14 protein-coding genes are annotated in these 18,332 nt (G+C 39.3%); 9 read left to right on the top strand and 5 right to left on the bottom strand.

Going from position 1 to position 18,332, the window contains the following annotated elements:
• Nucleotides 1–20 precede the first annotated feature (20 nt).
• The 5 genes from AC1Z3K_RS02555 to AC1Z3K_RS02535 form a co-directional block, all read right to left on the bottom strand.
• On the bottom strand, nt 21–1,334 hold the full coding sequence (locus AC1Z3K_RS02555; RefSeq protein ID WP_426082258.1) for a PTS sugar transporter subunit IIC: 1,314 nt from the start codon (nt 1,332–1,334) through the stop codon (nt 21–23).
• Nucleotides 1,327–2,385 carry a mannonate dehydratase gene (gene uxuA / locus AC1Z3K_RS02550; RefSeq protein WP_426082256.1) on the bottom strand — a complete coding sequence of 353 codons (1,059 nt, stop codon included), beginning with the start codon at nt 2,383–2,385 and terminating at the stop codon, nt 1,327–1,329. The genes AC1Z3K_RS02555 and uxuA overlap by 8 nt, the downstream gene beginning before the upstream one ends.
• 134 nt (nt 2,386–2,519) lie before the next feature.
• Nucleotides 2,520–3,203 carry a FadR/GntR family transcriptional regulator gene (locus AC1Z3K_RS02545; protein WP_426082255.1) on the bottom strand — a complete coding sequence of 228 codons (684 nt, stop codon included), beginning with the start codon at nt 3,201–3,203 and terminating at the stop codon, nt 2,520–2,522.
• A gap of 208 nt (nt 3,204–3,411) precedes the next feature.
• Nucleotides 3,412–4,257, bottom strand: a complete 846-nt coding sequence (locus AC1Z3K_RS02540; RefSeq protein ID WP_461731749.1) for a TIGR03943 family putative permease subunit — start codon at nt 4,255–4,257, stop codon at nt 3,412–3,414.
• 12 nt (nt 4,258–4,269) lie between these two features.
• Nucleotides 4,270–5,181, bottom strand: coding sequence for a permease (locus AC1Z3K_RS02535; RefSeq protein WP_426082253.1), 912 nt, complete (start codon nt 5,179–5,181; stop codon nt 4,270–4,272).
• A gap of 392 nt (nt 5,182–5,573) precedes the next feature.
• Between AC1Z3K_RS02535 and AC1Z3K_RS02530 the strand changes: the two genes are divergently transcribed.
• The 9 genes from AC1Z3K_RS02530 (at nt 5,574) to AC1Z3K_RS02490 (ending at nt 18,317) form a co-directional block, all read left to right on the top strand.
• Nucleotides 5,574–6,248 carry a response regulator transcription factor gene (locus tag AC1Z3K_RS02530; RefSeq protein ID WP_426082252.1) on the top strand — a complete coding sequence of 225 codons (675 nt, stop codon included), beginning with the start codon at nt 5,574–5,576 and terminating at the stop codon, nt 6,246–6,248.
• Entirely contained in the window at nt 6,221–7,360 is a 1,140-nt protein-coding gene (locus tag AC1Z3K_RS02525) for a sensor histidine kinase (protein ID WP_461731748.1), read from the top strand. The genes AC1Z3K_RS02530 and AC1Z3K_RS02525 overlap by 28 nt, the downstream gene beginning before the upstream one ends.
• A 94-nt stretch (nt 7,361–7,454) precedes the next feature.
• The gene (locus AC1Z3K_RS02520; RefSeq protein WP_426082250.1) at nt 7,455–8,114 is read left to right on the top strand and encodes an ABC transporter ATP-binding protein; all 660 of its coding nucleotides are present in this window, start codon (nt 7,455–7,457) and stop codon (nt 8,112–8,114) included.
• Between the two features lies 1 nt (nt 8,115).
• Complete coding sequence (locus tag AC1Z3K_RS02515) at nt 8,116–10,590, top strand: ABC transporter permease (RefSeq protein ID WP_461731747.1); 2,475 nt, start codon at nt 8,116–8,118, stop codon at nt 10,588–10,590.
• Between the two features lie 408 nt (nt 10,591–10,998).
• Nucleotides 10,999–12,312 (top strand): ABC transporter substrate-binding protein, encoded by a 1,314-nt coding sequence (locus AC1Z3K_RS02510; protein ID WP_461731746.1) that lies wholly within the window; start codon nt 10,999–11,001, stop codon nt 12,310–12,312.
• 78 nt (nt 12,313–12,390) lie between these two features.
• The gene (locus AC1Z3K_RS02505) at nt 12,391–13,254 is read left to right on the top strand and encodes a carbohydrate ABC transporter permease (RefSeq protein ID WP_426082247.1); all 864 of its coding nucleotides are present in this window, start codon (nt 12,391–12,393) and stop codon (nt 13,252–13,254) included.
• Nucleotides 13,254–14,078, top strand: coding sequence for a carbohydrate ABC transporter permease (locus tag AC1Z3K_RS02500; RefSeq protein WP_461731745.1), 825 nt, complete (start codon nt 13,254–13,256; stop codon nt 14,076–14,078). Before AC1Z3K_RS02505 ends, AC1Z3K_RS02500 begins: the two co-directional genes overlap by 1 nt.
• A gap of 28 nt (nt 14,079–14,106) precedes the next feature.
• Nucleotides 14,107–16,389 (top strand): glycoside hydrolase family 65 protein, encoded by a 2,283-nt coding sequence (locus AC1Z3K_RS02495; protein ID WP_461731744.1) that lies wholly within the window; start codon nt 14,107–14,109, stop codon nt 16,387–16,389.
• A 269-nt stretch (nt 16,390–16,658) separates the two neighbouring features.
• Nucleotides 16,659–18,317: a glycoside hydrolase family 13 protein gene (locus AC1Z3K_RS02490; RefSeq protein ID WP_461731743.1), complete on the top strand. Its 1,659-nt coding sequence runs from the start codon at nt 16,659–16,661 to the stop codon at nt 18,315–18,317.
• Nucleotides 18,318–18,332 lie beyond the last annotated feature (15 nt).

Genomic DNA, 18,332 nt, shown 5'->3' with positions numbered 1-18,332 from the left:
ATTTTACCTCCAGAAAGAATTTAGTTTTCTAAATTAAGCTGCTGCCGATTAGAAATCTTAACAAATGGCAGATAAATTAATACTGAAACAATAATACAAATCAATTGAGTGATGACTGCACCCAAATCTCCAGCTGTAGCCAGATAACCATTGACCAACGGCGGCATCGGCCATGGAACCATCACGACAGCTTTTGCAGCAAAACCGAGAGCCGTTGCCACGTAACCAATGGTTCCTGTCACTAAAGGGGTTAAAATAAAGGGAATAGCTAAAATCGGATTCAGCATAATCGGCATCCCAAAAATAACAGGTTCATTGATATTAAAAATACCAGGAGCAGCAGACAGTTTAGCGATTTCCCTCATATCATCTCGTTTACCTACCATGAATATAGCAATCAGCAGTCCGATGGTCACTCCTGAACCGCCCATGCTCATGTACATATCCCAAAAAGGCATGGTGATGATGTTTGGAACTTCTTTCCCTGCTTCGAAAGCTTCCGTATTAACAGCAATAGCAGCTAATAGCAAGGGTTCTCTAACTGGTTTGACCATTTGATTTCCATGAATACCAATAACCCAGAAAACCTGAGCAATAAACATTAACAGCAAAATGCCCGGCAAACCTTGTACAACGTTTTCCAAAGGTTTTTGAACTAAGTTATAGATAATATCATACATATACATGCCGGTTAACGCTTTAACAGTAAAACCTAAGGTAGCGATGATAGCAATTGTTAGAACTGTAGGGAATAGAGCAGAAAAGCTGGCAGAGACATTTGTGGGTACAGTATCTGGCATTTTGATTTTGAGCTTATCCTGTTTTCCAAGCCAACAGTACAGTTCGATAGAAAGAATAGCAATAAACATTCCTAAAAAAAGTCCTTTTGTATCAGTAAATTGTTTAGCAAGAACATTTTCAGCGATTACTGATTTTTCTTCAAAAAGAAATTCGTAGGTGGTTGGGTTCACCGAAAGATAAGACATAACAGCTATGATACCGGGGAAAACACCTTTAACTTGATTTAGCTTAGCCAGCTCGATTCCTATCAAAAATACAGCATAAATTGTTAGAAAGCTAAGTGTAACATAAGAGATACTGTTAGCAATCGGTTTTAGCTGTCCTAAAAATTGAAGCGGTTTCAACTGAGCTAGTCCGTTTTCGGTATCGAAAACCATCGCTGAGAAGAGGGTACCGAATGCACCAGTAATAATCACTGGAATTAATGCAGCAAAAGCTTCTTTGATAACTTTGATATAACGAAGACTGTTGATTTTTGTAGCGACATTTCCTAAAACATCTGCAAAGCGGTCCATAAAGTTGCGGTTATCCATGTTTCTTTCCTCCTTTTGCTTGTAACGTTTCCCAAATTCCGTTTAAGTAGCTAGCTCCCAGCGCCCGATCAAATAATCCATATCCCGGACGTCCAGATTCCCCCCAAATCATGCGGCCGTGATCAGGTCTTAGATAGCCTTGATAGTGGTAGTCGTTCAACAGCGAGAGTACCTTTACCATATCAACAGAACCATATTTTGACATGTGGGCAGTTTCTTCAAAGCTATTATTTTCATGGAGCAGGATATTACGGGTGTGCATGAAGTACACGCGCCCCTTTTTCAAATATTTTTCCAGCATGGTATAGATATCGTTATCCACCCGTGCACCTAATGAACCGGTGCAAAATGTAATTCCATTAGCCGGACTGGGATTTAGCGCAAGAAGCTTGTCTAAGGCAGCATCTGTAGTGATAATCCGTGGTAATCCAAAAATAGCATAGGGCGGATCATCTGGATGAATCGCCATCTTTATCCCAACTTCTTCTGCAATAGGCAGAATCTGATCTAGAAAATATTTCAGATTTTCCCACAAATCTGCTTCTGAAATTGTCTGATAAGCATCGAATAAATCTTTCAGTTGATCCTTACTGTAGGATTCATCCCATCCTGGCAACGAAAAATCTCCTTTAAACGGATCTAAATTCTTTATTTTTTTAGTATCTAGGATGAGAGAAGTTGAACCATCTTTATTGACATAACTCAGGTCTGTTCGGGTCCAGTCAAAAACCGGCATGAAATTGTAGCAAATGGTTGTAATACCAGCTTTGGCTAAACGTCTGATGTTTTCTTGGTAATTTTGAATATATTTTGTTCGTGTAGGTCGTCCTAATTTAATATCTTCATGTACGGGAACGCTTTCGACTACCTGAAAAATCATCCCTTGTGCTTCAATCTTTTCTTTTAGTGAATAAATGGCTTGTTCTGGCCAAATCTCTCCAGCCGGCACACTATAGACAGCGCTGACAATTCCTTCCATATTGGGAATTTGGGCAATGTTTTCAAGCGAAATGGGGTCTTCATTTCCATACCATCTGAAACTAAATTTCATTTGAAATCCTCCTTTAAATCATCTGATGATTTAACTATAAAATACGTCTGATGATTTGTCAATAGAGAACGCTTTCTTTTTTATATAAAAAAAGAACCAGACCTCTCGGCAGATTCTTTCGATGGATTTAACAGCTATTCAAAGTGAGTTAAGCTCATACGGTTATAGGCCATGTGAATCATCATGGCATCGTAGGCGCCATTGCTATCATGCTTTTTGATAGCTTCAACGATTTCTCTATGCATGGTTAACGTTTCCTGCTTGACCTGCTGATTTGTATAATGGTCGTTGTATAGCAGGACAGATTCATTGATTATTGGGATTAAGTGATGCATGGCTACGTTGTTGCTGGCTTTAGCAATCAACGAATGAAACTCAATGTCTAGCTGCAGCTGCAGCTCAGTGTCCGTATTCATAACCGTTTCAATTTGTTTGCGTATGGAGTCGATTGCTGCAATCTCTTCTTCACTGGCATGTTCAGCTGCCAATGCTGCTACGCGCGGTTCCAAAAGATAGCGAATTTCGAATAAATCCTTTGTCAGCTTTAGACTGTCTTTAATCAAAGAAAAGCCGAGAGGGTCAGTAGCTATGCCTCTTTTTTCGCTGATGAAGGTACCAGATCCTTGTTTAACCTCCAAAACGTTTCGGGAGGCGAGGGAGCGAACGGCTTCTCGGATGGTGCTACGCCCCACATCCAACTCTTTTGCTAAATCAAATTCATTTGGCAGACGATCTCCAACCTGAAGATTATGTGCATGGATATAGTCGATGATGCTGTCTGCAACTTGTTCAGGTAGTTTTTTGTTTTTCTCTTTCATAATAAACCCCTCACTCATCTGATGAATGTATTGTATCTCACTTTCATATTTGTTGCAAACTTAGCAATAATCAAGAAATCATCGCATGAATTGTAGAAAATTCGTCTCATTTGTGGAATCTACTTTGAGAGATGGGCAGGTCTTTATAAGTATTTGCTTGGTTCTCGCCATTTTTTGCTGCCTTCGTAATTCGGCTGTTTCTTATTGATCAAAATGACCGGTAAACATATTGATTCTCTGGAGCTGAGATTTGTTTCACTGATACGGCATTAACAATAGGCAATGTTCGCTGAAAGGGATGATAATACTCAGTAGAGAGGGTTCCCTTAATTTCGACCCAGTCATTGTTTGCTAATACCTGATTTTCGGGAAGGCGGGTCAGCAAACCAAAGACTCCAGCATCAGCTACACAATGAATAATTCCGAATCTGAAAACAAAGGTGTCTGATTCTGATTCTTGATTGGAGTGAAAGATAAATCCCTTGTAAGAGACAGATTTTCCCTGAAATTCACTGGGAAAGTTATAAATTAGTTCGACTATTTCTAAATAATTTTCATCTGTGATGGTCAGCACCTGATTATCTGCATATTCAGCCATCAGCTGATTCATCTGTTCGTCGTAATCAGCTTTATCAAAATAAATACTGGTATCTGGTTTCAGGTATTGAGTCTGCATATCAGGATCTCCAGTCGCCTCTTGGCTTAAAGGAAATTGAAAACCCTTTGCTTCGACAATTGTGGTATCCAGACTAACTGTCGGAAAAACAAAACCAACGACTAACGGCAATGCCAGTAGAATATAAGCAAAAATCTGTTGATAGGGCTTTAGTGAATGGTGATGCTCAGTTTCATGATCCTGTAGCTGTTTATAGGGACCAGATTTATCTTCTCTAGTCCAAGAGATTAGTTGAATGATTGCTAAAAATAAAGAGAGCACCATTGATAAAATAGCTAGGTAGCGGTAATGAGTGTTGATATATTGATTTAGCTTTCCAGAAAGCTGCAATGACATCATCAGTAAAGCGTAGCCGGCAAAAATAATAAACCGAGTCATGAAAAATCCTCCTTAGATAAAGTAAGCATAAAATGCTGTTAGAATAGTGATTAAAGCAATCAGCTTAACAATAAATGACAGTTTAAAGTAGCGTTTCATCATCAGTAGATTTTTGATATCTACCATCGGTCCAAAGACTAGAAAACCGACAACTGGACCTGAGCCAAAGAGACTAAGCAGAGAAGAACCGATAAAGGCATCAGCCTCTGAACACAGGGATAGGGTAAAAGCGATAAACAGCATAACTAAGATAGCTAACAGCTTTGTATGGCCCAATTGTAAAATTGCAGAAGTAGGTAAGTAGGTCTGCATGGAGGCTGCCAGTAGCGCGCCAATAACTAAGTAGCGTCCGGTATCAAAAAATTCGTCGATACCATGGGTGAGTACATGACTCATTTTATGAAACAGCGGCTCTTTTTTAGGGTTGATTTCTGAGGCATTTACTGAGCAGTCAGGTGCTTCCAATATTTCTTCAAAGGAAAGAATTGATTCCTTGTTGAAAAATGCCAGCCAACCGCCAACCACAAAAGCAATGAGAAAGCTACCGGCAACCCGCCAAAGAACAAACTGAACAGAATTTCCAAAGGCAATGTAGGTGGAAAACAGGACGATCGGATTGATAATTGGTGCTGTCAGCATGAAAGCAAAAGCAGTGTAGTCAGGAACGCTTTTCTTTAAAAATTGATGAACAATAGGTACAATCCCGCATTCGCAGGAAGGGAAGAAAAACCCCAGAATGCTTCCCAAAAAGATGCTTAATACTTTATTTTTGGGGAGTAGTCGAATTACTCGTTCGGGTGTCAAAAAAACATGAATGGCTCCGGAAATCAAACAACCTAGCAAAACAAAAGGAAAAGCTTCAATAACAATCGATAAAAAAATGGTGCTCATTTGTAGAACGGAATTAGGCAAAAAATGTTCCATAAAATAGTAAGCTCCTCAATAAAAATAATTTCTATTAAAGTAATGATAGATCAAAAAAACAAAATAATAGCAATGCAGTTGAGCTGGTTAATACCATAAGGATAAAGTACGCTATATATACTTCACATATTTAACGCCTTTTTTGGTATTAAAACAAGCCCTTTAGTATAAATTTAAGTTAAAAATCAAATGGCAAAGCTGTGTTGATTGAGTGTTTTAAAGAAAAGGAATGAGAATCATGTGCCGACGGGAGTAAAAAGTACTGTCAACAATAAAAAACAGAAAAATTGTTTTTTTATGTTCATTTTTATAAAAATAGGTACTGCCAATCAGCCCTTTTTTTGCTATAGTTTAAGATAACGAATGTAATTAAATTGAGGATGGAGAAGAACATGAAAAAGATTTTATTGCTAGAGGATGATTTGAATTTAAACCAGGGAATCACCCTGTGTCTGGAAAAAGAAGGGTATGAGGTATTCCCGTGTAAAACAGTTCGCAGCGCAGAACAAATATTTGCTGCGGAAGAAATAGATATGATATTAAGTGATATTTCATTGCCAGATGGAAACGGTTTAGACTTTTGTCGTAAAATACGCCAGTATTCCAGTGTGATTATTATTATGCTGACCTCTTATAATCAAGAGTATGACATCGTTTTAGGCTATGAGCAAGGAGCAGACGATTATGTTACAAAACCATTCAGCCTGATGGTTCTATTGTCTAAGGTCAATACTTTAATGAAACGGTTTTCAAATGATGGAGCCAAGATTCTGTCTTCGGGAGATGTTAGGCTTCATATATCTGAGATGAAGGTCTTTTTAGAATCGGAGCTGACACAGTTGAGTAAGACGGAAATGCAGATGCTGATTTATTTTATGGAAAATCCTAAACAGATTTTGACTCAGGAACAGCTGCTTGAAAAAATTTGGGATAATAAAGGCGACTATGTAGACAGCAATACAATTTCTGTAAATATCAGTCGGCTACGGCAAAAAATAGGAAAAGAGAAAATCAAGACAGTGAGAGGAGTTGGCTATATATGGATCGGCGACGTCCAAAAATTCTAATAGCCAGTTTTATAGTTGGGACAATAGTAGTTATTCTGTTGCTGTTTTGGGGCTTTATGTCGTTGAAGCGGGCGACAGCTCTGGATATGTATCATGCGTTAGGTACCTTCTCTTCAGTTGAAAAGCTGAATGAGGCAACGGTGATTAATGGTTTTGAAGCCTCAGTTAATCAAGAAAAGGTTGCTGATGGACAGCGGTTGGCTGCGAAATATGGTTATCAACTAGAGCGGACTCGCCAGCAGAAAAGTATTTGGCGTTTTATATTGTATACAATGTCAGTTTTAGTCCTTGCCGTGCTTTTCTGGTTGTTACTGCTGTGCAAAAGTCTGCAGGATAATCGGCGGATTAAAAAGGAAATGGCTGAACTGAACGAACAAATTCAAGAAGAGCTCAGGCGAAATAGTGTATTGCTGCAAAGAAAATATAAAGAAGACGGGCATGTTAAGTCAGTGATTACAGATATTGCGCACCAGCTGAAAACACCAGTTGCATCTCTAAAAATGAGTATGGAAATTGCTGCCTCAGGAGATTTCACGCTAGAGGAGCGCAGCCGTTTTATTACACAAGGAGTTGCCCAAGTAGATAGGTTGGATTTAATGCTGGACTCGCTGGCTAATTTGTCTCATTTAGAAACAGGTCTAATTGATTTGGACATGAAGCCGTACTCCTTTCAACAATTGATTACAGAAGTAGTTAATAGTCTTATTATGAAGGCTGTTGCTAAGGATATAGAAATTGAAGTAGTGCTAACAGAGGATCAACAGATAATGGCGGATAGAAAATGGACAATCGAAGCGATTGGAAATATTTTAGAAAATGCAATTAAATATAGTCCGAAGGAAACCACAATTCAGGTAATTGGAACCTACCTGCCTAGTTATGTATTGGTTGAAGTGCGGGATGAAGGAGTAGGGATTCCAGAAGAAGAAATCAATCTTATTTATCAGCGCTTCTATCGAGGCAGTGCTACTGAGATTCTTGAAAAGGAAGGTTCTGGTGTGGGTCTGTATTTAGCACGTAAGATTATCGAAGAGCAGGGCGGTGTGATTCTTACTAAAAATAGACAACCAAAGGGCACAAAAGTACAATTAACAATCCCTTTGACTGAATAACAGCTTTCTTACAGTTCTGTTAAGAAAACTGAAATGAAACTGCAAGATTCCTTCTCTATACTGAAAGCAACAAGAACGAAAAGAGGGAATAATAATGGTATTGAAAATTAATGAATTAGTGAAAGAATATAATGATGGAAGTACAGTGATTAAAGCGGTAGATCAAACAAACCTACAGGTTTCAAAAGGGGAGTTTGTTGCAATTATTGGAAAATCAGGATCTGGGAAAAGTACGCTGCTCAATCTAATTGGAGCATTGGACCGCCCTGACTCTGGGGAAATCTATATTGATGGAAAAAGTGTGTTTGCCATGAAGGATGAAGAGCTGGCAGTTTTCCGTCGCCGTAAAATAGGATTTATCTTTCAAAGCTATAATTTGATTCCTTCTTTAAATGTCTGGGAAAATGTTGTATTACCGCTGGGGTTAGATGGACGAAAGGTAAATGAAGGATTTGTTAATGAGCTACTTGAAAAAATTGGATTGGATCAGAGAAAAAAAGCATTGCCAAGTACACTGTCCGGCGGTCAGCAGCAAAGGGTAGCGATTGCCCGAGCGATTGCTGCTGAGCCGGCAATCATTCTTGCAGACGAGCCAACCGGCAATCTTGATACGAAAACTGAACTAGAGGTATTGTCTTTACTAAAGCAATCAGTAGAGAAATATGGGCAAACTCTCATTATGATTACTCACGACGAATCGATTGCCCAGATGGCAGATCGAGTGGTCCGTATTGAAGATGGGCGGGTGATTTAAAATGATTAAGACAGTTGCCTGGGCAAATACAAAATATAACCGGGGAAAAAACTTACTATCCGGCACAGCTATTATATTAACTACTATTCTAATATTGCTAATTGTCACTATTGGTTTGGGTGCGGTAAATACACAAAATGCCGCTGTAAATAAACTGTATCCTACCTGGCATGCAATGTATCGTGGTGTCTCTGAAGAAACGGCCAGTCAGCTAGTTGAACATGCCGATATTGAAAAAGCAGGAGTACGTCAAGATGTCGGTTCGGCAAAGCTGGGGGCTGGTGAATTATTTGTTACGTATTTAGATAAACAGGCCCTTGAACTGAATAAAATTAAGACTGTAGAAGGCTCTTTTCCGCAGAAAGACAAAGAGGTTGTTTTGTCGAAAAAAAGTTTAGCGTTACTGGGATACCCAAACGCGGTCGTTGGCGATCAGATAGACATTGCTTTTCAGCCGTTTGATGCAGAGGGGCTGGGATTTGAACGCACGGAGCATTTCATCTTGAGTGGACTATTGACTGATGAAAAAGAGACGAGCGGCGCAGCTGCGTATTCAATGATTGTTTCTGAGGAGATAATGAAAGCATTGATTCCGGAAGCGGAACGTCAGTATCGCGTAGTGGTTCGTGTAACTCCTGAATATACTAAAACAGTAGATTTGGTTGAGGAAACAGGGAAGAAGATTGGTGAATCTTTTGGACTCACGGAGACATCGATACTTATAAATACAGAATATTTATTTGCTAATTATACAGATCCTAGTTTTATTAGCGGAATGGCTGTTTTGATTTTAATAATTTCATTAGCAGGTGCGCTGACTATCTATAGTATTTATTATGTCTCATTGATTAACAAGGTACAGGAGTTCGGGAAGCTGAAAGCTCTAGGTGCAACGAAGAGACAGATCAACCGGATTGTTCTGTTGGAAAATATGATTGTTGCACTGTTGGCGATTCCAACTGGGTTAGTGTTGGGCGGCCTGCTGATTCTGTTCTTCTTTAAACAAATTATGTTCTCGTTTTTATCTGGCTCAGAGCTGTCAGCGGTATCAAAAGAGATGCTGGAGAATGGAGAAATTCAAATTTATATTCCTTGGGTATTTCTGTTAACTGCTGTAATTGGTTTGGCAACAGTGTTGATTTCTTCGCTAAAACCAATGCGTCTGGCTTCGAAGATTTCTCCAATGGAGGCAATGAATTACACAGGGCAAAAAGAAGGAAGCAAAGGAAAAAGAAGAGGGTACATCAGCTTATCTTTGGAAAAATTAGTGGGAGCCAATCTACTGAGAAACAAAAAAAGAACTTTGATTACAGTAATTTCTTTAGGGTTAATAGGCATTTTGTTCGTCACAATGGCAACTATTTTCAGCTGCATGAATCCAGATCAAATCGCACGAGATGAGATAAATGGTGATTTCCGGTTAATGATTAGCAACCATGCGGGAAATAAAATGAATCCAGAGCTTGAGTGGTCAGCGATTCAACAAAATAACCCCCTGAATGAAAAAATGAAAAAGAGAATTGAAGACATTCCCGGTGTAGAAAAAGTAAACGAGCATCAACTGCTGAACATGGAAATTCCTGCACTTATGGATGATTTCACAAATAAACCGTTAACTTCTTCTATTTATGGATTTAATGAGGATGAGTTTGATGAAATTAAAAAGAATATTACAGAGGGATCAGTTGGAAGTTTTGATGAGCTGAGTTTAGGAAATGCTGTGATTGCTGACAACTGGTTTTCAAAAAACTATCCGGAGACTGCTGTTGGAGAAGAGCTGGAAGTGATTATAGAGGATGGTGATTCCAGCTATACAAAGAAAATGACCCTGATTGCCAAAGCAGATTTGACCAATGGACAAAGCGGACAAGGAACATTTATCACTTCAAATCAGGCATTGTCGAAGCTGACCACTACTAATTTAACGAATACGTACGATATTTATGCTGAGAAAAATCAACTTTCTGCTGTTCAAGCATCCCTTGAGGCGATTTCTAAAGAGCATGAAGCTTTTGAATTAGACGACTTTGAAGCAGTTCAGGAGAAGTGGCGTAGTGCAACAGCGATGACGACTGGAGCTGGTTATGGTATCCTTTTTGTTCTGGGAATTGTTGGAATCATGAACTTAATCAACACAACTATCGATAGTATTTTATCCCGAAAAAAAGAGCTGGGTGTTATGCAGGCAATCGGCATGTCTGGGCGTCAAATGAGAAAAATGCTGCAGCTAGAAGGCATTTTTTATGCACTGGGTATTTCTGGTCTGTCTGTAGGACTTGGAAGTCTTTTAGGATATCTGGCTTACAAGCATGCTGCAGAAAATGGCTTAATGCAAATCAAATTTTATCAGTATCCATTGCTGCAGGTTCTGCTGCTGGTAACTTTGGTATTTTCAGTTCAACTGATATTGACGTTTGCTACAACAAATTTAGTCAACAAGGAAACGATTATTAATCGTATACGTGGAGCAGAATAAGTCTGCGAAACTGTTTAAAAGTAATTGCTATGAGAAAACCAGTGTACAAAAAGGTAAAAAAGACTACAAATGATTGGGAAAAAGAAAGCATACCGAAACCCTTTGTTTAATTAGAGAGGTGTGATAGTGGTTGTAAAAGACAGCTATCGAAAGCAGAATAAAATAAAAAGAGCGAAGCGTAAACAGAGCTTCGTTTTTTTATTTTACAAAAAAACGATTGCATTAATTAATAGATTTTTATTTTTGAAATATGCTCTTCAAAAAAGTAATAGTACAGAATAATACTCTTTATATAGCTGAAAAAAAGACTAAATTCATCTTGTTATCGGTAACATCATAAAAACGCTTGCAAAACAACGCAATCGATTGCACAATGATGGTGTAAATAAAAACTCTGGAGGGACCAAAATGAATAAAAGAAACTGGAAAAAAATTGGTTTAGGTTTATTGGCATCAGGATTGGTATTAGGTATGGCTGCATGCGGCAATGCATCTGATTCATCTGGCGGTTCAGGCGACAGTAAAGCAGCAGATAAAACGCAAATTGATATTTTCCAATTTAAAGTAGAGTTTAAGGATCAGTTTGAAGAACTGGCAAAAAAATATGAGGAAGAAAATCCTGATGTGAAAATCAATGTTGAAACAGTCGGCGGCGGTTCAGATTATGGAGCTGCATTGAAATCCAAATTCTCATCTGGCAATGAGCCCGACATTTATAATATAGGCGGTCCGGAAGATGTGAATATGTGGATTGATAACCTAACGGATTTAAGTGATACTGAATCGGCGAAACAAGCATTGGAAGGTACTTTAACTGGTGCAACAAAGGATGGTAAAGTTCTGGGACTTCCGTATAATATTGAAGGCTACGGTGTTCTATACAATAAAGAAATATTCAAAAAAGCTGGAATTGATGCAGAAAATATCACAACGTTAACAGACTTAGAAGACGCAGCAAAAACACTGGAAGCGAAGAAAGAGGAACTAGGGATTGATGCTCCTTTTGCTTTAGCAGCAAAAGAACAGTGGATTACTGGACTACATTCGTCCAATGCATTCCTGAACGCTGAATTTGACAACGATGTGATGAAAGCATTTGAAGCAAAAGAAGTTGAATTTACGTATGGTGATCAGTTTAAGAAATATATTGATATCTCTAATAAATACTCTGTTCAGCCGACAAACAGCTTAGACTACTCTCAACAAATTGAACAGCTGTTTTCAAATGGTAAAGTTGCAATGACTCAACAAGGAAATTGGGTATATCCAACAATTGAAGGAATTGATGAAGAATTAGCTAATGAAAATATTGGTTTACTGCCAATTCCAATTGACGGTGTAACGGAAGGAACAATCCCAGTCGGCGTACCAATGTACTGGGGAGTAAATCCAAACGGTTCTGATGAAGAAGTGCAGGCAGCTAAAGATTTCCTTGATTATCTGTACACATCAGATGAAGGTAAGAAAATTGTTCTGGAAGATTTCAAATTTGTACCTGCCTACGAAGACTATGATACAGAAAAGATTTCTGATCCACTATCTAAAGACGTCTACACATACTATACAGAAGGTAAAACTACTGGCTGGATCTTCATGGGTTACCCTGCAGGCTGGGGTGAACAAACCTTAGGTGCACAAATCCAAAAATATGTTGCCGGTGAAGCAAGCTGGGAAGAAGTATTGAAAACAGCACAGGATAAATGGGCTTCAGAGCGTAAATAAGCGAATGAATCTATTCAACAGCTGCACGGGAGACAATCACTACATCTCTCGTGCTTTTACATAAGGGAGGGACCACAAGTGAAACATCAAAAGAAAACCTGGTTTTATCTGTTTGCCGCACCTGTTGTGCTGGCACTAACATTAGTCGTTGTTGTACCGTTTTTGTATGGTGTATATTATTCTTTTACAAATTGGGATGCGGTAGCAAGAGGAGAATTCATTGGTCTGGAAAATTATGTGAATTTACTTTCCGACAGCGGTTTCTGGGCAGCAATCGGCTTTACGATTAAATTTGCTGTTGTTTCAATTATTTTAATTAATATTATTGGGCTAGGACTAGCCATGTTGGTTACCAGCAAATTCAAGGGCGCCAATATACTACGAACGGTCTTCTTTATGCCTAACTTGATTGGCGGACTTATTTTAGGATTTATCTGGCAGTTTATCTTTATTAATGCGTTTGGCGCAATCGGTGATGCGATAGGCAATGAAGGGTTGAAAACCTGGCTCTCTACTACGCAGACCGGGTTTTGGGCATTGGTTATCGTAATGTGTTGGCAAATGTCAGGCTACATCATGGTAATCTACATCTCTTATTTGCAAAATGTGGATGATGCATTACTGGAAGCCGCTGACTTAGACGGCGCAACGGCTTGGCAGAAATTTTGGCATGTGAAATTCCCATTGATTATGCCCGGCTTCACTGTTAGTCTGTTTATGACCCTGTCCAATAGCTTTAAGCTTTACGATCAAAACCTATCTTTAACAAATGGTGGACCTTATAATTCAACACAAATGGTTGCCATGAATATTTATAATAGTGCGTTTGTTGAAAATAAAATGGGCTATGCACAATCTAAAGCAGTTATCTTCTTTATCATTGTAGCTGTTATTTCACTGGCACAGGTTTATCTGACGAAGAGAAAAGAGGTTGAAGTCTAATGGAGAAACAAAAAGCAGGAAGTCGGTTAGTGCGCATGCTCTTAGGAATTCTTTTGGGTTTGATTTGGCTGATTCCTTTCTATCTGATGATAAGCAACTCATTTAAATCCAAGCAGGAAATTTTCACCAATCCATTGGGTATTCCAGATTCTTTTACTTGGGCTAATTACCCGGAAGCATTCACTCAATTGGATTTTATTAAAACCTTATTTAACTCATTACTGATTACTGTACTCAGTGTGACAGTGATTGTGATTTTCTCAGCTCTTTGCGCGTATGCATTGGAACGGATGCAGACAAAGCTGAGTACCTTTATCTTTATGGTTTTTGTTGCAGCTATGCTGGTTCCTTTTCAATCTGTAATGATTCCGCTGATTTCCATTTTCGGAAAAGCACAGATGCTGAATCAAGCAGGAATAATTTTTATGTATCTTGGCTTTGGTGCAAGTATGTCAATTTTCCTTTATCATGGAGCATTGAAGAGTATTCCCAAAGCATTGGATGAAGCGGCAATTATTGACGGGGCGAATCGTTTTCAGGTTTTTTGGAAGGTCATCTTTCCCATGCTGAAGCCAACCACAGTGACTGTTGTAGTTTTAAATACAATGTGGATTTGGAATGACTATTTACTACCATCGCTGGTAATAAATTCACCAACGACTCAAACAATTCCACTTAAAATGTTTTTCTTCTTTGGACAATATACAAAACAGTGGCACTTAGCACTGGCAGGCTTAGTTATCGCCGTATTGCCTGTTATCATTTTCTACTTTATCATGCAGAAACAAATCATAAAAGGTGTTGCTGATGGTGCTGTGAAATAGGCACTGGCAGCAAGGTTGGAGGGCTGAAATGTATAAACGACTATTCGATATCGATCCTTGGAAAATCTCGACAGGAACACTGGATCGTGAAAACAAGCGGCTGATGGAGAGTTTGACCTCCATCGGTAATGGCTACATGGGAATGCGGGGGATGTTTGAAGAGCCATACAGCGGCGATTCTCATCAGGGACTATATCTGGCAGGCGTTTGGTATCCGGATAAAACAAGAGTTGGCTGGTGGAAAAACGGCTATCCTGACTATTTTGGAAAAGTTATCAACGCAGTGAATTTTATCGCAGTAGATATTTTTATTGACGGTACAGCTTTAGACTTGGCTGAACAATCTGTAGCTGATTTTTATATGGAACTGGATATGAAAAATGGATTGTTGACCCGTCGCTTTGTCTATCAATCTGATTTGGCAGAAATTGCTTTTACTTTTGAACGGTTTGTTAGTATTGTAGATAAAGAACTGGCATTTGTACGCATCAAAGCTGAAGTTCTAAAAGGCACACCAGAAATTCAGTTCGTATCAAAGATGGACGGTGATGTATGCAATGAAGATAGTAATTATGAGGAGATGTTTTGGGAGGAAAGAGAACGATCATACGCTGAAGGAATCAGCTTTTTAACAACACAGACGATTCCAAATGCATTTGATATCCCTCGATTTACGGTGACTACAGCCATGAAAAACCAGCTCAATCAGTCACTTACAGGAGAAGTAGTTAGTGAGAAACTGGTAATTGGTGAACGGTTCATCTGGCAAGGAAACAGTGGAGCCAGCTTGGAATTGGAAAAAACAGTTGCTGTTGCGACAAGCCGTGACGTTCCAGAAGCAGAGCAGCTTCAAGCCGTGAAAGAAACGCTGCAGACAGGTCTGGCAGATTCTTTCGATAAACAGTTGGAAAAACAAGCAGCAGCTTGGAAGAAACGCTGGCAGCTGGCAGATGTAGAAATTATCGGCGACGATGAAGCTCAGCAGGGAATTCGTTTTAACCTGTTTCAATTGTTTTCCACGTATTACGGCGAGGATGAACGCTTGAACGTAGGACCAAAGGGCTTTACCGGAGAAAAATATGGCGGAGCAACCTATTGGGATACAGAAGCCTATATTGTTCCCATGTATCTCTCTGTTACAGAACCAAAGACAACGCGCAAGCTATTAGAATATCGTTCCAGACAGCTGGATGGTGCGTTGCTTAACGCTCAACGTCAAGGACTAAAAGGGGCTTTATACCCTATGGTTACCTTTACCGGAGTGGAATGTCATAATGAATGGGAAATAACATTCGAAGAAATTCATCGTAATGGTGCGATCATTCATGCAATTTATAATTATACGAACTACACAGGTGACAAAACTTATTTACTGGGCGAAGGAATGAAGGTCGTTGTAAATGTAGCCCGTTTTTGGGCAGATCGTGTTCATTATTCAACCAGAAATAATTGTTATATGATTCATGGCGTGACAGGACCAAATGAATATGAGAATAATGTTAACAATAATTGGTATACTAATTATCTGGCAGTTTGGTGTCTACGCTATGCTCTGGAGAACTATGAACAGGCACTTTCAGAAATCAAGCATGAACTATTGGTTACTGAGGAAGAACGCAAGCAGTGGCAAGACATTACTGAAAAGATGTATTTCCCATATGATGAAGAACTTGATATTTTTGTACAGCATGATACATTCCTCGATAAAGATTTGATGCCGGCAGAAATGCTGAAGCCGGAAGACCGTCCGTTGAATCAGAACTGGTCGTGGGATCGTATTTTAAGAAGCTGCTTTATCAAGCAGGCAGATGTTCTGCAGGGAATTTATTTCTTTGGAAATCAGTTTACCCCAGAACAAAAGGAAAAGAACTTTAATTTCTATGAGCCAATGACGGTTCATGAATCTTCGCTGTCTTCCTGTGTCCATGCAATTTTAGCAGCTGAACTTGGTCAGGAAGAAAAAGCGGTTAAGCTGTATAAGCGAACTGCACGCCTCGATTTGGATAATTACAATAATGACACAGATGACGGTCTGCATATCACGTCTATGAGCGGCAGCTGGCTGGCAATTGTACAGGGGTTTGCAGGAATGCGCACCTTTGATGACAGTTTAAGCTTCTCGCCATTCTTACCTGAAATGTGGGAAGGCTACGCCTTTACTATCAATTACCGTGGCGGCTTAATTTCAGTTAAAGTGGATCAGAATAACATACAGCTGGAGCTGCTTGAAGGCTCAACACAGCAGCTGTCTATCTATGAGGAAGACTATCTTTTAGAACAAACAGTGATTGTTCCTATTAAGCAAAAATAATGATAGCTATTGCTAATTAAGAACTGGCAAAGCAATCATTAGTATAGATTGCGAATAGTTCTGGGGGGAGTAGTAGAAAGCAAGAAAATGTGTTTTGCTGAGTAAATACGAAGCATAACAAAACATTAATTTAATGAAAATCATATGACAAGTGCTTAAACAGATGTTTTCAGCATAGAGGATAGAAAAGGCAGGTCAGAGCACAAAATGAGATTATTCTCTTTGTGCTCTGATTTTAGTTTATTTCCAGTTGAAAGAAGGGGAAGCTGATGAAGAAAAAATGGTGGAAAGAAGCGGTTGGGTATCAAATTTATCCGCGTAGCTTTAAAGATAGTAATAATGATGGAATTGGAGACTTAAATGGTATCAGAGAAAAATTACCCTACCTTAAGAAACTGGGAATTGATTTTATCTGGTTAAATCCGGTGTATCAGTCGCCTAATGTGGATAATGGCTATGATATCAGCGATTATCAGGCAATTATGGCAGATTTTGGTACGATGGCGGACTTTGATTTACTCTTGGCAGAAGCCCACAAACTGGGAATTAAGCTGATTATGGATCTAGTCGTCAACCACAGTTCCGACCAGCATGAATGGTTTAAAGAATCTAAAGCGAGCAAAGATAATCCTTATAGAGACTATTATATTTGGAAAGATGGTATTCAGGGAGAGCCGCCTTCTGATTGGCAGGCTATTTTTGGCGGCTCCGTTTGGGAATATGATGAAAAAACGGAGCAATACTATTTTCATGCTTTTGCAAAAGAGCAGCCAGATTTTAACTGGGAAAATGAGCAGTTGAAAGAGAGGCTTTTTTCCATGATTCGCTGGTGGCTGGATAAAGGAATTGACGGTTTTCGGGTAGATGCAATCTCCCATATTCGCAAAGATGCCCATCATTTGCCGGCGCTTTTGGAAAATGTTCCAGGGAGGTATCAAAATATTCCAGGAATTGAGCACTATCTAGAAGAACTAAAGCAGGTCTTTGAAGAATATGACATTATGACCGTGGGAGAAGCGAGCGGGGTTAAGGCAGTTGAAGCAGAACAATGGGCTGGTGATGACGGCTATTTCAATATGATTTTTGAATTTGAGCATATTGGGCTTTGGAAACAGGAACAAGAAAAAAACTTTGATATTAAGGCATTTAAAAAGGCTCTCTCAAACTGGCAATATGCACTGGACGGCAAAGGCTGGAACGCACTTTATATGGAAAATCACGATGTTCCCAGATCCGTATCTGTTTTTGGTAATGACTCAGAAGAATATCGGGAGATTTCTGCTAAGGCGTTGGCAATGATGTATTTCTTCCTGCAGGGAACACCGTTTATTTATCAGGGGCAGGAGCTTGGGATGACGAATATGCCTTTTGAAAGCATTGAAGAAATCAACGCACTGGATTCAAAGCAATTATACCGTGAACTGCAGGATGCCGGAAAATCTGAAGAAGCAGCTTTAGCGACTGTAAATGCCATTACTAGAGATAATTCGCGAACACCGATGCAATGGAGTAATGATCAATACGCCGGCTTTTCAAATACAGAGCCGTGGCTTTGTATGAATCCCAACAAGCAGACAATTAACGTTGAAGCAGCTTTAGCAGATTCTGATTCTGTTTTCTATTTCTATCAGAAGCTAATTCGGTTGCGTAAACAGCATTCAGCACTGGTCTATGGCAGCTTTGAAGAGATTTTACCTGAGCATGAGCAGCTCTATGTGTATACAAGAAGAAATGAGGAAGCAGTGTTTTTGGTGCTGGTAAATCTTTCAGAGCAGCCGGCTAGTTACCAAATACCAAAACATATGAAGCAGCTGTCTGAAAAAGCTCAGCTGGTTCTAAGCAATTATCAGGCAGCGCAGGATTTGCCGCTGACAGATACCCTAGCCCCATTTGAAGCACGAACTTATCAGATTGATATGGGTAATTAATAAACAGCGGAGGAA

This window comes from Enterococcus sp. LJL128, from assembly GCF_056924295.1.
This window is presented reverse-complemented; position numbering and strand designations above follow the sequence as displayed.